13 protein-coding genes are annotated in these 14585 nt (G+C 55.9%); 5 read left to right on the forward strand and 8 right to left on the reverse strand.

Translation table 11 applies throughout. The annotated features are described in order from the left end of the window. The first annotated feature begins 92 nt into the window (after positions 1-92). Positions 93-1784: a methyl-accepting chemotaxis protein gene (locus tag L462_RS16745; RefSeq protein ID WP_025204238.1), complete on the forward strand. Its 1692-nt coding sequence runs from the start codon at positions 93-95 to the stop codon at positions 1782-1784. A gap of 57 nt (positions 1785-1841) precedes the next feature. On the opposite strand, the gene L462_RS16740 is transcribed toward L462_RS16745, so the two are convergent. From L462_RS16740 to L462_RS16725, 4 genes are all read right to left on the reverse strand, one after another. Continuing rightward, on the reverse strand, positions 1842-4223 hold the full coding sequence (locus L462_RS16740; protein ID WP_032678122.1) for a glucose/quinate/shikimate family membrane-bound PQQ-dependent dehydrogenase: 2382 nt from the start codon (positions 4221-4223) through the stop codon (positions 1842-1844). 282 nt (positions 4224-4505) lie between these two features. Continuing rightward, entirely contained in the window at positions 4506-5429 is a 924-nt protein-coding gene (locus tag L462_RS16735; protein WP_014169993.1) for a LysR substrate-binding domain-containing protein, read from the reverse strand. A gap of 186 nt (positions 5430-5615) precedes the next feature. Next, positions 5616-6500 (reverse strand): SDR family oxidoreductase, encoded by an 885-nt coding sequence (locus L462_RS16730; protein WP_032678123.1) that lies wholly within the window; start codon positions 6498-6500, stop codon positions 5616-5618. A gap of 64 nt (positions 6501-6564) precedes the next feature. Then, positions 6565-6954, reverse strand: a complete 390-nt coding sequence (locus L462_RS16725; protein ID WP_020884197.1) for a YdeI family stress tolerance OB fold protein — start codon at positions 6952-6954, stop codon at positions 6565-6567. A 138-nt stretch (positions 6955-7092) separates the two neighbouring features. On the opposite strand from L462_RS16725, the gene L462_RS16720 reads away from it, so the two are divergent. From L462_RS16720 to L462_RS16705, 4 genes are read left to right on the forward strand one after another with little or no spacing between them, the layout of a single operon-like run. Continuing rightward, on the forward strand, positions 7093-7596 hold the full coding sequence (locus L462_RS16720) for a hypothetical protein (protein WP_032678124.1): 504 nt from the start codon (positions 7093-7095) through the stop codon (positions 7594-7596). Between the two features lie 9 nt (positions 7597-7605). Continuing rightward, complete coding sequence (locus tag L462_RS16715) at positions 7606-8052, forward strand: DUF421 domain-containing protein (protein ID WP_020884195.1); 447 nt, start codon at positions 7606-7608, stop codon at positions 8050-8052. 11 nt (positions 8053-8063) lie between these two features. Further along, positions 8064-8582 (forward strand): 2-oxo-tetronate isomerase, encoded by a 519-nt coding sequence (locus L462_RS16710; RefSeq protein ID WP_014169998.1) that lies wholly within the window; start codon positions 8064-8066, stop codon positions 8580-8582. 17 nt (positions 8583-8599) lie between these two features. Beyond that, entirely contained in the window at positions 8600-9586 is a 987-nt protein-coding gene (locus L462_RS16705) for an SDR family oxidoreductase (protein ID WP_025204235.1), read from the forward strand. Here the strand turns inward: L462_RS16705 and L462_RS16700 are convergent, their stop codons facing one another. The 4 genes from L462_RS16700 to L462_RS16685 all read right to left on the reverse strand — a co-directional run bounded on the left by L462_RS16700 (position 9587) and on the right by L462_RS16685 (position 14575). Further along, the gene (locus L462_RS16700) at positions 9587-11212 is read right to left on the reverse strand and encodes an alpha-amylase family protein (protein ID WP_032678125.1); all 1626 of its coding nucleotides are present in this window, start codon (positions 11210-11212) and stop codon (positions 9587-9589) included. Positions 11213-11220: 8 nt separating this feature from the next. Further along, positions 11221-12231: a cytochrome d ubiquinol oxidase subunit II gene (gene cydB, locus L462_RS16695; RefSeq protein ID WP_032678126.1), complete on the reverse strand. Its 1011-nt coding sequence runs from the start codon at positions 12229-12231 to the stop codon at positions 11221-11223. Beyond that, positions 12231-13634 carry a cytochrome ubiquinol oxidase subunit I gene (locus L462_RS16690; protein ID WP_020884191.1) on the reverse strand — a complete coding sequence of 468 codons (1404 nt, stop codon included), beginning with the start codon at positions 13632-13634 and terminating at the stop codon, positions 12231-12233. Before L462_RS16690 ends, cydB begins: the two co-directional genes overlap by 1 nt. 68 nt (positions 13635-13702) lie before the next feature. Beyond that, positions 13703-14575 (reverse strand): manganese catalase family protein, encoded by an 873-nt coding sequence (locus L462_RS16685; RefSeq protein ID WP_020884190.1) that lies wholly within the window; start codon positions 14573-14575, stop codon positions 13703-13705. Positions 14576-14585: the final 10 nt, after the last annotated feature.

Below are 14585 nucleotides of genomic sequence, written 5' to 3' on the forward strand. Positions count from 1 at the left end.
GCGCTTTTAGCCGTAAGCTAATCTCCAGCCGTGCCGATGACTATTTTACAGGCGTGTTTTTACGCATCTTACCTACAAGAGAGTCGACGGTCATGGACAACACAACAACGATGCAGGCGCAGCGCACGCTGAGCTTTTTGCATCATATCAGGCTGGTTCCGCTGTTTTCCTCCATTCTCGGTGGCATTATTTTGCTGTTCGCCTTGAGCTCAGGTCTGGCGGGCTATTTCCTGCTGCAGGCAGACGCCGATCAGCAGGATGTCACATCAGAAATTCAGGTGCGTATGGGGCTGTCGAACAGTTCTAACCATCTTCGCACCGCGCGTATCAATATGATCCACGCTGGCGCGGCCAGCCGTATCGCCGAGATGGATGCAATGAAGCAGAACATCAGCGAGGCGGAAAAACGTATTAAGCAGTCTCAGGATGGCTTTAATGCGTACATGAACCGCCCCGTTCGTACGGCGGAGGATGAAGCGCTGGATGCCGAACTGAAAACACGCTTTGACGCCTATATCGCGGGCCTTCAGCCGATGGTGAAATTTGCCAAAAACGGCATGTTTGAAGCGATCATTAACCATGAAAACGAATCCGCGCGCCCGCTGGATGACGCCTATAACGCCGTCCTGCTGAAGGCGATTAAGATCCGTACCGACCGGGCCAATGCCCTGACGGCGCAGGCGCACAGCCGCACGCAGCTGGGCCTGATGTTCATGGTCGGGGCGTTTGCCCTGGCGCTGGTGTTGACCGCGCTGACCTTTATCGTGCTGCGCCGCACGGTCATCAATCCGCTTCAGCGTGCTGCTACGCGAATCGAGAACATTGCGAAAGGCGACCTGACGATGCCGGATGATGTCGCCGGGCGCAGCGAAATTGGCCGGCTGACGCGCGACCTGCAAACCATGCAGCACTCGCTGGAGACCACGGTTGGCACCGTACGCCAGGGGGCGGAAGAGATCTATCGCGGAACCAGTGAAATCTCGGCTGGCAACACCGATCTCTCATCCCGTACCGAACAGCAGGCGGCCGCCATTGAGCAGACTGCCGCAAGTATGGAACAGCTGACCGCGACGGTGAAACAGAATGCCGATAACGCGCACCATGCCAGCAAGCTGGCGGAAGATGCCTCCGGTAAAGCCAGCCGTGGCGGCCAGATGGTCTCCGGCGTGGTGAAAACGATGAGCAATATCTCCACCAGTTCGAAGAAGATCTCTGAAATTACTGCGGTGATTAACAGCATTGCGTTCCAGACCAATATCCTGGCGCTCAATGCGGCAGTAGAAGCAGCGCGTGCGGGTGAACAAGGACGCGGCTTTGCGGTGGTGGCGAGCGAAGTGCGTACCCTGGCGAGCCGAAGTGCAAATGCCGCGAAAGAGATTGAAAGCCTGATCAACGAGTCGGTTTCCCTGATCGATCAGGGTTCCGGTGAAGTGGTCGCCGCGGGCAACACCATGAACGACATCGTCGATGCGGTGAAACGCGTCACCGATATTATGCTGGAAATTGCCGCCGCCTCCGACGAACAGAGCCGCGGTATCGAGCAGGTCAGCCAGGCAATTTCGGAGATGGACAAAGTGACGCAGCAGAACGCCTCGCTGGTGGAGGAAGCCTCTGCGGCGGCGGCCTCCCTGGAAGAACAGGGCGCGCGTCTGACCGAGGCAGTCGGGGCATTTCGTCTGAGTGGCGCAAAGCCTGGCCGTTCAGTCTCGTCTGCGCCAGCGGTGAAAAACGCACCTTTACGTCCTGCGCCTGCGGTGTCGGGTGATAACTGGGAAACGTTCTGAGTCGTCCGGGGTAAACGGGTGAAAAAAAAGGGACCGTCAGGTCCCTTTTTTATGGCGTTACTGCTTATCCGGCAGCGCGTAGGCAATCACGTAATCACCGCGATCCGGCGACTGACGGGCACCCCCCGCGTTGATGATGATGTACTGTTTACCGGTTTTCGGTGAAATATAGGTCATCGGTCCGGACTGGCTACCGACCGGCAGACGGTCTTTCCAGATCTCTTTTCCGGTGGCGGTATCAAACGCGCGCAGGTAGAAATCCTGGGTGCCGGCAAAGAACAGCAGACCGGACTGGGTAGCGAGGGACGCGCCCAGGGTCGGCATACCGATTGGGATCGGCATATGCATGCGAATGCCAAGCGGGCCAGTATCTTCCACCGTACCGACCGGAACCTGCCACACCAGCTTGCCTGATTTCAGGTCAACGGCTGACATGGTGCCAAACGGTGGCTTCTGACACGGAATGCCCAACGGCGACAGGAAGCGTTCACGCATAGCCCCGAACGGTGTACCGTCCATAGGCACAATACCCATCTCAATGCCGCTGGCGTTTTTCGCCACGTTGGCACGCGGTACCATGTAGTTTGCCAGTCCCAGGCGCATATCGTTAACGAACATCAGGCTGTTGTTCGGGTCGATTGAGACGCTGCCCCAGTTCATCCCGCCGAGGGAGCCCGGGAACTGCAGGGAACGGTCGAGACCCGGTGGGGTGAAGACGCCCTGGTGACGCATCTCTTTAAACTGAATGCGGCACAGCAGCAGGTCTACTGGCGTCGCCCCCCACATATCCGATTCGGTCAGCGTCTGGTTGCCAATCATCGGCATGCCAACAGAGTACGGTTGGGTCGGGGAGTAACGTTCACCTTCAACGTTACCGGCCGGTACCGGGCGCTCTTCCACTTTCGCCACGGGCTTGCCGGTTTCGCGGTTGAGCATAAAGATCATGCCCTGTTTGCTGGTCTGCACCAGCACCGGCGTGGTGCCACCTTTACCGTCGGGTAAATCGTACAGCAGCGGCTGGGAAGGGAGATCAAAGTCCCACAGGTCGTGGTGGGTGGTCTGGAAATGCCAGCGCACCTGACCGGTGGCGGCGTCCACCGCCACGATGGAGGAGCTGTACTTGTCATCCAGCGCCGTACGCTCACCTGCCCAGAAATCTGGCGTGGCGTTGCCGGTTGGCAGATAGATCAGGTTCAGTTTTGCATCGTAAGACATGGCAGACCAGACGTTTGGCGTGCCGCGTGTATAGGTCTGTCCTTCCGGTGGGAGGCCGGTCAGCTGCGGATTACCCGGATCCCATGCCCATGCCAGCTTGCCGGTATGAACGTCATACGCACGCACGACGCCCGGCGGTTCACCGGTGGAGAAGTTATCCGCGATACGACCGCCGACCACCACCACATTCCCCGCGACCAGCGGCGTGGAGGTCTGCTGATAGTAACCCGGTTTGATTTCCCCCATCCCGATGCTCAGGTCAACGGTGCCACGATCGCCAAAGTCTTCACAGACTTTGCCATTATCCGCATTGATAGCAATCAGTCGCGCATCGGTGGTCGGCAGGAACAGACGACGAGGGCAGGCCGCAGGCTGTGCATCTGCCTGTGACGTTGTCACGCTGCTGTGATCTTCAAAATAGCCCAGACCGCGGCAACGCTGCCAGTTCGGTGCCGAGGCTTTCGCGTCGTAACGCCATTTCTCTTTACCGGAGTCGACGTCCAGCGCCAGGACTTTACTGTACGGCGTACAGACATACAGCGTGTCGCCAATTTGCAATGGGGTGTTCTGATCTTCCGCACCGGAGCCGTTGCTCTGAGGAATATCCCCCGTGTGGGCAACCCAGGCCACCTTCAGATCATTCACGTTTTGTTTGTTAATTTGATCGAGGGCGGCGAAGCGGTCACCGTGGGTGGTATTGCCCCAGTGCGCCCAGTTTTTCTGCTCCTGACCCGGTGCGACCGGTTTTACCGGTACCGGCTCATTCGCCGCCACCAGCGTTTGCGGCTTGAACATCCAGCCGAGGCTCACCAGCATCACGACCGCCAGAACGGCCGCGACGCCAAATGCCGGTGCTTTGTTCGGGGCGTTGTGGTTTGCGGCGCGCATAAACGGCCAGACGATGGCACAGAGGAAGGCCAGCACGGCAAACGTAAAGAGGCGCGAGAAGAGCGGCCAGAAATCCCATCCGGCATCGCTGACGGCCCAGAACAGCGAGGCGATAAACGCGATGCCATAGAGGACGATCCCGCTGGTGCGGTTGATGAAAATCAGGACGGCGGCAATCACCATCGCCACGCCCATGATCAGGAAGTACCCACTTCCGCCTACGGTAACAAGCTTTAAACCTAAGCCGCCAACAGCCAGACCGATGAGCGTCATCAGTCCGGCAAGGAGCCACTGCAGGATACGGGGTATCCCACGTGGCGCGCTGCCAAATGCCATTTCTGTCTCCTTTAAATCCCCCGCGTTGCGGAACGGTGCCGAATATGTACCAATTGGGTAATAATCGCGGAGAGGGATGAGGTTTTATACGGTTTATCCGCATAATTTGCGGTTGAATTCCTGTTTAACAAATAGCATGCGAACCATTTGGTGAATTCGCAGCTATGATAAAACTGTTAAATTGTTTTACGCAATTGTTAATGGATGATTTCGCATTTTTTGACCACAGAAACAAAAAACCCGTCGACAGGACGGGTTAGTGGTTGAGGTTGTAAAGGCGTCTCAGGCAGGCATGGATTTGCGGATGGCGCTGAGCAGCGTCTGCGCACCCGGGGAGAGCGGGGTATCCACGCGGGTTAATATACCGATAGGTTCGCCCGCACCTGGCGACGTCACCGGCAGTGCGGTAAGCGTGCCCTGGCGGAGATCATCTTTCACCGCGCCGGAGGGAACGAACCAGACGTAATCATAATCCACCGTAAGCTGGCGCGAAAGCGAGGCTGACAGCGTTTCGATGCAACCTGAAGGCAGTGAGCAGCCCTGCATCTGCAGCAGTGTCTCGGCGTTCTGACGCGGAACGGTGCCTTTTGGGGATACTACCACCGGCCACTCCATCACGCGGCTTAACGTCACCGTATCCTGCAGAAGGGGGTGACCGGGTCGCACGACCAGCTTCAGGGATTCCAGGAACAACAGTTCGTAGTTAAGCCCGCCCATAAGCTCGGGGTCGGACATGCGCCCGATACCGAGATCCAGTTCGCCGGATTTTAGCCCGGCGAGCAGCATGGTGTTATTCATGGTGGCAACCTGAATAGTGGTATGCCGCTGATGTTTGTGGAACTGTCCAATGACCGGAGGCAGAATGCCGAGCGCCGCCGTTGGCAGGGCACCCACGCGCACAATCTCCGTGGCGTGCTCCTCTTTGCGGTTGAGCGACTGTCCGGCAGTATTCAGCGCATCGAGAACCTTGACGGCGTGCGTCAGGAATTGTTCACCCACGAGGGTGAGTTGTGCCCCCAGCCGACCGCGGTCGAAGAGACGGGTTCCGGTGAGTTGTTCCAGCTCGTTCAGCGTTTTGGAGAGCGCAGGCTGGCTTAGGTTGAGAGTTTCAGCCGCTCGCCCCAGCGTTCCCTGTTGAGCGACGGCCACAAATGTATGCAAATGGCGCAAGCGTATGCGCTGACTGAACAGACCATTTTTTTCCATAGGCGATGTTAAAAACAGAGCGATGCGGGTGACAAGCTAAGTTGTTTAATTTTGATAACTTGATAGCAAAATATTTTTAACATTTGATCTGTTTGAGTTACAACATGTTTTTTGGCAGGGGGGAGAGGAAGAACGTCCTTGTTCTTTTCGTGCACATTGAGAGCGTTACGTCAGTGTATAGCCGGGTTAAATCACGCCATCACCGCCGTCAGAGCACCATACCTGACCGGAGGTAAATGAACATTCATCCGAGGCCAGCGTGACATAGAGCGGTGCGATTTCAACAGGTTGACCCGGACGCCCCAGCGGGGTATCACCACCAAACTCTTTCACTTTTTCCATCGGCTGGCCGCCGCTGGATTGCAGCACCGTCCAGTAAGGACCCGGGGCAACCGCGTTGACGCGTATTCCTTTTGGACCAAGCTGTTTCGCTAAGGATTTGGTGAATACCGCCAGACAGGCTTTTGTCTGGGCATAATCCAGCAGCACAGGGCTGGGCTTAACCGCCTGGACCGAGGAAGTATTAATGATAGAGGCCGACGGTTTCAGATGGCGCAGCGCCGCTTTGGTTATCCAGAAAGGCGCATAGACATTGGTTTTAAAGGTCGCGTCAAAATCTTCCGTGGTGAGCTCTTCAAGGGATTCCCGGTATTGCTGACGACCGGCGTTATTCACCAGAATGTCCAGTCCCCCCAGTTTGGCCACCGCCTCTTCTACCAGCTTCTGGCAGAACGTCTCATCCCGAATGTCACCCGGCAGCGCGACGGCAATGCGTCCTTCCGCTTTGATAAGTTCAATGACGTCAACCGCGTCTTTCTCTTCTTCAGGCAGATAGTTAATTGCGACGTCAGCCCCTTCACGGGCGTAAGCGATCGCGACTGCGCGACCAATACCGGAGTCACCTCCGGTGATCAATGCTTTCTTGCCGGCAAGGCGGCCATGCCCTTTATAGCTCGTTTCCCCGTGGTCGGGTACGGGTTGCATTTCTGATGCCAGTCCCGGCGGCGTTTGCGGTTGCTCCGGGAAAGGGGGTTGCGGGTAAGCGTTCTGACGTTGTGTAGTATCACTCATAGCTGACTCCTTAAGCCAAGGGGTGAGATTTGATGGATAGTTGCAGCGTTAACGCTTCGCTGAATTATTTCTGCAAATGATCGACGCGCACGACAGGCGGCGATGATTTCTTATCAAGCGATCCGTTGATACTGATCATCTGATCGGGTTTAACTGTTCTGCCGTCGAATACTGCCTGGGGAATAATAACGTCTATTTTTCCGGTTTTATCCTGGAATACAAACTTATCGCCGCTACCGTCAATAAGGTTTCCGCGTAATGAAATAGTCGCACCATCATGCATTTCTTTTGCATGATCGATGGTCATAATTCGTGCGTCATCGGTTCCACGATAACCGCTATCCAGTGCGTGCGGCGGTGGCGGTGCTTCACCTTTTTGTAACCCGCCGTTATTATCTGCCCATGCGGCCGGTACCAGAAATATCAAAAAAGCGGAAATAAGCGATAATTTCATCTGATATCCTTCATTTTGTGTGTCTTGACTTATTAAGTATTGTTGCTATTCCTTTATGTGGCAAATGTGATAAGTCTTAAAAACATTCGCTTTTGAAATCAAAAATATCGGTTAATAAGCGAAACGGTGATAGCCGCCATGAAGCGTCAAAGTGATAAGTTACCTGGGATAGATGAGAATTACCGATTGCTGACGTTTGAATATGGATTTCGTCAGGTGGGTTTTATTGTCCTGCTGGCCATTATCGTTGCGGCGATAGCGGGCTTCTTTTCAAGCGGAGTGGTGAGTGATACGCAAAGAACAAACTCGGCAAAGTCGCTGACCATCAACTACGAGCGCTTTGGCCGACGCCAGACGGAGTCGAAGATCCACCTTTCATTCCCGGTCAGAACAGAAGGGAAATACACCCTGAGTGTGACCAGCGAGAGCAACGATGTTTACGAGCCAGGAAGCGTTTGGCCGCAACCGGACAGCATGTTCAGTCGCGGGAATACGCTCTTTTTTGTGTATAACAACCTGAAAATGTCCGACAACTTCTCTGTCTTACTTTTCACGACCCCTGCACGCGCAGGTAAATGGGACAATGTCGTTCGCATAAACAACGAGCCGGAAATCCCTTTCTGGCAATTTATTTACCCGTAGGAGGCTGATATGGATATGGTCTTTCGTGCGCTGGCTATTTACCTGTTCCTCGTCGTGGTATTTAAAGTTGCCGGACGGCGCGCTTTGCTGCAGATGACCAGCTTTGATCTGATTCTCCTGTTAATTATCAGTGAGGCGACGCAACAGGCGCTGCTCGGGGAAGATTTTTCGGTCACCGGCGCAATGATTACCATTACCACGCTGGTGGTAGTGGATATTATCTTTGGGATAATGAAAAAATATTTCTCACCGGTAGAAAATATTCTTGATGGCACTCCGGTGATATTGGTTGAGAACGGCGTGCCGTTAGCAGATAAACTCAAAAAAGTCGACGTTTCCTGTGATGATATTCTGGTATCGGCACGCCAGAATAATGGTGTTACGCAGCTGAGTGAAATTAAATATGCCATTCTTGAGCGCAATGGACATATTTCAATCATTCCTTTTGAGAAGTAAGAGGCCACGAAATGAGCAACCTTCACCATGATAACAATTATACCGTCGCCGAACTGACCAAAAAAGTGGCGAGCAAATTGACAGACTTAGGGCTTCGCTTAACCACGGCAGAATCCTGCACCGGCGGAAAACTCTCCGTCGCCCTTTGTGCCGAAGAGAACACGGCCGAATTTTATGATGTCGGCCTGGTCGTGTTCAGTGACGGCGCAAAAGAGCGCATTCTGGGCGTGCGTCCTGAGACCCTTGAACGGTATACGGCCGTAAGTGAACAGACGGTGACCGAAATGGCCGCCCGGATCCTGGAAATTGCCCAGGCGGATGTCAGTATTGCCATCAGTGGTTATGCCGGGCCAGAAGGGGGCGACGATGGCACGGCGGCAGGGACCGTTTGCTTCGCCTGGAACCTTCGCGGACACACGGAAACCCGTACCGTCCTGTTTTCCGGCGACTGCCAGGATGTGGTAGAGAAGGCGGTGCAGTATTCATTGTCTGAATTAGTGACCAGATTATCCGGCTGGGATAACGAGTAAATTAACGCGGAGGTTCTATGGCTGTGATTGTCATTACCGGCGGTACGGCGGGTGTGGGAAAGGCAACGGCGCTGCACTTCGCAAAGGCAGGCTACGATGTGGGCATTATTGCCCGCGATGAGACAAGCCTGCACTCGACCCAGGAGGAGTTAACGCGATTTGGCGTCAAAGCCTGTGCGGTACAGGCGGATGTCGCCGACAGCCAGGCGGTGGTGGACGCGGCAAACGAGATTGAATATCGCCTCGGCGCAATTGATGTGTGGGTTAACAATGCGATGGGTGCGGTGCTGGCACCGTTTCGTACCCTGACGCCGGATGAATTTCGCCGCGTCACTGACGTGACCTATCTTGGCTTCGTAAACGGAACCCGCGCCGCGCTGGAATTGATGGTGCCACGCGATCGCGGCGTGATTATTCAGGTCGGGTCCGCGCTGGCCTACCGCTCGATCCCGTTACAATCGGCCTACTGCGGCGCCAAAGCGGCGATTCGGGGATTCACCGATGCGGTGCGCACGGAACTGATGCATGAGAACAGCCGGGTGCAGCTTTCAATGGTGCAGATGCCGGGGCTGAATACACCGCAGTTTGACTGGGCAAGAAACAAATTCGCCTGGGCTATGCGTCCGGTTCCGCCAGTGTTTGAGCCTGAAGTTGCCGCGAGCGCGATTTTTAAGGTCGCGCAAAAACCGGTGCGCGAACTGTGGGTGGGCAGCAGCACCATTCAGTCGATCGTCGGACAATTCCTCTTTCCGGGTTTCCTGGACCGGCTGATGGTGAAGAAGGCCTGGGAAGGTCAGATGACTGACGATCTGAATGACCGGGATCGCCAGGATTATCTCGACCAGCCGGTCAACGACCTGCACAAAATCCATGGGCGTTTTACCCCGGAAGCGAAAAACCGCGCCACGGCGATCACGTCAGGTGTGCCCGGGAAAGTCCTGTTAGGCTCCCTCGCGGTGGCGGGCGTTGTGCTGACGCGGCTGATGACCCGGCGTAAAAGGTAATCAGCGCAGCGCGCTACGGTTAGTCCAGAACCAGCGATAGCCGTAGCCGCTGAGGGTAAGCTGGACGGTTTTGCCACAGATCAGCGCGTCGTCATAGCGTTTATCCGCCAGGCAGGCGGTCCAGGTGGCGTGACGGATCCCGCGGGCGGTAAACTGGACCGGCTTGTCGCTAAAGTTAACGAAGGTCAGGATACTGCGCGCTTCGGCTTCGTAATAAATGCCCAGTACCGCGTCATCATCAATATTGATGAGACGAAACGGTGCGACAGCAATCTCCGGAAATTCAGAGCGCGTATTGGCCATGTCGATGATCCGGTGCAGCAGGGAATTGCGGTGCAGCAGGGAATCGGCCACGTTGATTTTCTGATAACGCCAGGGACCGCGATCGATGATCGGGGCGATAAACCGCTCAGGATCCGCTGCTGAAAAGCCACCGCCTTCTGACCCCGCCCACTGCATTGGTGTACGCACGGCATAGCGCTCGTCCAGCGTCAAATCATCACCCATGCCAATCTCATCGCCGTAGCGCATGACCGGCACGCCCGGGAGTGAGAAGAGCACCGCGTGGCAGAACGCCAGCCGTTTTTGATCGCCCTTTAACATCGGTGCCAGACGGCGTCGTATCCCGCGCTGGTAGACGTTCATCTCTTCGTCAGGGGCGAAGGTGTCGACCACAATCTGTTTCTCTTTTTTACCGATCCCTTCCAGATCCAACTCATCGTGGTTGCGCAGCCAGTTGGCAAAGCAGCACGAGTCAGGCGGGACAATCATCTTCTTTATGGCATTGCGCAGCGGTCGGGCGCTTTTCCTGGCAAGGCTGACGTAGAAATACTTATTGAGCCAGAAATTCAGCACCAGATTCAGACGGTTATTTTCGCCGAAATAGTCTTTATACGCCTCCACGTCGACGTCCACCTCACCGAGCAGGATCGCTTCCGGATTACGTGCTTCAATAAGGCGGCGCATATGCTCCAGGATCCATAACCCCTTTTTCTCGTCACCGCCGCCTGCCTGCGCGGTCAGGTGCGTTGCGGCATCAAGGCGAAATCCCGACACCCCGAGCTTGAGCCAGAAGAGGATAATATTTTCGATCTCGTTGAGCAGCGCGGGGCAGGTCAGATTCAGGTCGGGCTCATGGTGATAGAACATATGTCGGTAGTATTGCCCGGCCTCGTCATCCCATGTCCAGACGCTCTCTTCCACGCCGGGAAACATCGGGGAGGTATCGTCCTCGTTATTATCCGACCAGATGTAATAGTCACGAAAAGGTGAAGTTGGGTTGCGGCGAGCCTGCTGAAACCAGGGATGGGCGTCCGAGGTGTGCTGAATCAACAGCTCAATAATGACCTGCATACCCAGCTCCCGAGCCTGTTCAATAAAGGCAATAATGTCGGCCAGCTTTCCGAAGCGAGGATCAACCTGCAGATGGTCGCTGACGTCGTAACCTTCATCCAGAAACGGGGTGAGGTAGAAAGGGGTGATCCAGATAACCGTCGCCCCCATGCGGCGAATGTAGCGCAGCTTTGCGCCAATCCCGGCGATGTCCCCGCAGCCATCGCCGTTTAAATCATAAAAGAGTGCAGTATCAATCTGATAAATAATGGCTCGGGTATGCCAGTCTGCCATAGTTCACCTCAGTGATAACCTTCCGTGTCGGAAACTTTGCCCCGGAAAACATAGTAGCTCCAGGCGGTGTACACCAGAATCACCGGAATAATCAGTAACGTTCCGACCAGCATAAACAGCTGGCTGGCCGGTGGTGCCGCAGCCTCCCACAGGGTAATGCGCGGCGGAATAATGTTAGGCCACAGGCTAATGCCCAGACCGCTAAATCCGAGGAAGATCAGCCCAAGGGTCAACAGGAAGGGACGCGAGTGGCTGGCCGGGTTGTGCGTCAGTCGCCAGATCCACAGGCTAAACACGCCTACCAGCAGGGGAACCGGCAGGAACCAGATGAAGTTGGGGAAGGTAAACCAGCGGTCGGCAACGTACTGCCAGCCGAGCGGCGTCCAGATACTCACCACCGCGATCACCACCACCAGCGCCAGCAGCACGTGCCGGGTCAGTTCACGCATGCGGTTTTGCAACGCGCCTTCACTTTTCATGATAAGCCACGTGGTACCGAGCAGGGTGTAGGCCACTACCAGCCCGATGCCGCAGAAAAGATTGAAGGGCGTTAACCAGTCAAGGGCGGAGCCGACAAAGCGCCGGCCCTCAACGTCAAAGCCGTTAATCACTGCTCCCACCACCACCCCCTGGCTGAAGGTGGCAAGCAAAGAGCCGCCGGCGAAGGCGTAGTCCCAGAATTTGCGGTGCGAAGGCGTTGCCTTAAAGCGGAACTCAAAGGCCACGCCGCGAAAGATAAGGCCAATTAACATGGCGGTAAGAGGGATGGTCAGCGCATCGATAATCACCGCATAGGCCAGCGGAAACGCGCCGAACAACCCCGCACCGCCGAGCACCAGCCAGGTCTCGTTGCCGTCCCACACCGGCGCCACGCTGTTGACCATTACGTCACGCTCTCTGGCATCGCCCACGAAGTTAAAGAGCAGCCCGATGCCCAAATCAAAGCCATCCATGATGATATACATCAGCGTGGCGAACACGATGATGGCAAACCAGATAACTGAGATATCGACGCCCATCAGTTTCTCTCCTGTTCCGGAACAGACTCAGCGGCAGACAGCGGACGGGCAGGGGTGCCCGAGGTATTTGACGTCAACGTATCAACGGGCTGCGGACCTTTCTTGATAAGCCGAATCAGGTAGACGTAGCCCACGCCAAACACCGACGAATAGACCACAAAGAAGGCCAGCAGGCTAATGCTCATCTGCAGCGTGCTGTGCAGCGAGACCGCGTCGATCGTGCGCAGATAGCCATACACCACCCACGGCTGACGACCCACTTCGGTGGTGACCCAGCCGGCCAGCAGCGCCAGTAGGCCCGCTGGTCCCATGCAGAGCGCGAACCAGTGGAAGGGCCGCGACTGGTAGAGTCGATGGCGATAGCGTAGCCAGACGCTGACCAGACCCAGCGTGATCATCAGCAGACCCATGCCGACCATAATGCGGAATGACCAGAAAACAATCGGTGAGTTCGGGCGATCTTCTTTCGGGAAGTCTTTCAGTGCCGGGACCTGTTTATCCAGGCTGTGGGTCAAAATCAGACTGCCAAGGGCAGGAATTTCCAGCGCGTAGCGGGTGCGCTCCTGCTCCATATCCGGCAGGCCAAACAGCAGCAGCGGTGTCGCTTCGCCTGGCGGATTCTCCCAGTGACCTTCGATGGCGGCAATTTTGGCCGGCTGATGTTCGAGGGTATTCAGGCCATGCATATCACCGACGACGGCCTGAATGGGCGCGACCAGCAGGGCCATCCACATCGCCATGGAAAACATGGTGCGTATCGCGGGCGTGTCGTTGCCGCGCAGCAGATGCCATGCGCCCGACGCCCCCACAAACAGCGCGCTGCTCAGGAACGCGGCGATAGCCATGTGAATGAGACGGTAAGGGAAGGAGGGGTTAAAAATGATGGCCAGCCAGTCCTCCGGAATGACCTGACCGTTCTGAATACTGAACCCCTGGGGCGTGTGCATCCAGCTGTTGGAGGCGAGGATCCAGAAGGTGGACATCAGCGTACCCAGCGCGACCATGCAGGTCGAGAAAAAATGGAGGCCCGGGCCGACCTTGTTCCAGCCGAACAACATCACGCCAAGAAATCCGGCTTCGAGGAAGAAGGCGGTTAAGACTTCATAGGTCAGGAGGGGGCCGGTAATACTGCCGGCAAACTGTGAGAATCCGCTCCAGTTAGTGCCGAACTGATAGGCCATGACCAGACCGGAAACGACCCCCATACCGAAGTTAACGGCAAATATCTTTAGCCAGAAATGGTACAGCGAGCGCCACACCTCATTTTTGGTGCGAAGCCACATCCCTTCGAGCACCACCAGATAGCTGGCAAGACCGATGGTGATCGCCGGGAATAGAATATGAAACGAGACGGTAAAAGCGAACTGGATTCTGGCGAGGTGAAATGCGTCGAGTTCGAACATGGTCCGTACCTCTGGAACTGTTGCGCACGAGGATTGCCAGGCAGTCCGGGGCTGCCTGGCAAAATCGGTTACGGTTTTTTCTTCCCGGCACCCAGTTCGGCGCCGGTCAGCGGGTCGGAATGTGGATCGGACTTCGTGCGGGCCGACATCGCTTTGACCAGCGTGGCCTGTTCGGTCGTCAGCGTCACGCTTGCACTCCCGTCACCGCCGTCAACGGCAGGTTGGGGGGATTCAACGTAGTCGAAATGTTTATCGCTGTTCCAGCTTCCGCGAACCTCTCCACCTTCAGACATATTGTAGTACTTGTTGGTGTATTCCTCGATTGGCGGCAGTTTTCCCGGAGGGAAATTATTACGAATGGACTGAAGCGCCTTTTCAAAGGAGAGCTGATGCGCCGCCTCACGCGTCATCAGAAACGCCAGCGCATCCTTCACGCCCGGATCGTCCGTGACGTTAATCAGCCGTTCATAGATGATCTTCGCTCGGGCCTCGGCAGCCACATTTGAGCGCAGATCGGCGGTCGGCTCGCCAATGGTGTCGACATAAGCCGCCGTCCATGGCACCCCGGCGGAGTTGGTCAACGGAGTACCGCCACCGTAAAGCAGGGAGGTGATATGGCTGTCGTTACCGTTTTCGGTCATGGACCGATACAGCTCGGCTTCATTTTCCACGCCCTCCGCCAGTGCGCCTTTAGCCCCTTTATTAAGCATACCCACCAGGGTACCGATAATTTCAAGGTGGCTTAACTCTTCGGTCGCGATATCCATTAGCATATCTTTACGACCCGGGTCGTCATCACTCAACCCCTGAGTAAAGTAACGGCAGGCGGCGGCCAGCTCGCCCTGAGGACCGCCGAATTGTTCCAGTAATAAATTGGCAAGGCCGGGATTCGGTTCGGCAACCCGAACCGTATATTGTAATTGTTTGACGTGTCGAAACATGTCTTCTCTC

Source organism: Enterobacter sp. BIDMC 26 (genome assembly GCF_000534435.1).
Lineage (GTDB): Bacteria > Pseudomonadota > Gammaproteobacteria > Enterobacterales > Enterobacteriaceae > Enterobacter > Enterobacter ludwigii.

What these genes read in the sequence shown, in the direction of transcription:
- L462_RS16715 (WP_020884195.1), top strand. Translation starts at nt 7,606, where the DNA reads ATGGATATGGTCTTTCGTGCGCTGGCTATTTACCTGTTCCTCGTCGTG.
- L462_RS16685 (WP_020884190.1), bottom strand. Translation starts at nt 14,575, where the DNA reads ATGTTTCGACACGTCAAACAATTACAATATACGGTTCGGGTTGCCGAA.
- L462_RS16745 (WP_025204238.1), top strand. Translation starts at nt 93, where the DNA reads ATGGACAACACAACAACGATGCAGGCGCAGCGCACGCTGAGCTTTTTG.
- L462_RS16740 (WP_032678122.1), bottom strand. Translation starts at nt 4,223, where the DNA reads ATGGCATTTGGCAGCGCGCCACGTGGGATACCCCGTATCCTGCAGTGG.
- L462_RS16730 (WP_032678123.1), bottom strand. Translation starts at nt 6,500, where the DNA reads ATGAGTGATACTACACAACGTCAGAACGCTTACCCGCAACCCCCTTTC.
- L462_RS16720 (WP_032678124.1), top strand. Translation starts at nt 7,093, where the DNA reads ATGAAGCGTCAAAGTGATAAGTTACCTGGGATAGATGAGAATTACCGA.
- L462_RS16735 (WP_014169993.1), bottom strand. Translation starts at nt 5,429, where the DNA reads ATGGAAAAAAATGGTCTGTTCAGTCAGCGCATACGCTTGCGCCATTTG.
- L462_RS16700 (WP_032678125.1), bottom strand. Translation starts at nt 11,212, where the DNA reads ATGGCAGACTGGCATACCCGAGCCATTATTTATCAGATTGATACTGCA.
- L462_RS16705 (WP_025204235.1), top strand. Translation starts at nt 8,600, where the DNA reads ATGGCTGTGATTGTCATTACCGGCGGTACGGCGGGTGTGGGAAAGGCA.
- L462_RS16690 (WP_020884191.1), bottom strand. Translation starts at nt 13,634, where the DNA reads ATGTTCGAACTCGACGCATTTCACCTCGCCAGAATCCAGTTCGCTTTT.
- L462_RS16710 (WP_014169998.1), top strand. Translation starts at nt 8,064, where the DNA reads ATGAGCAACCTTCACCATGATAACAATTATACCGTCGCCGAACTGACC.
- cydB (WP_032678126.1), bottom strand. Translation starts at nt 12,231, where the DNA reads ATGGGCGTCGATATCTCAGTTATCTGGTTTGCCATCATCGTGTTCGCC.
- L462_RS16725 (WP_020884197.1), bottom strand. Translation starts at nt 6,954, where the DNA reads ATGAAATTATCGCTTATTTCCGCTTTTTTGATATTTCTGGTACCGGCC.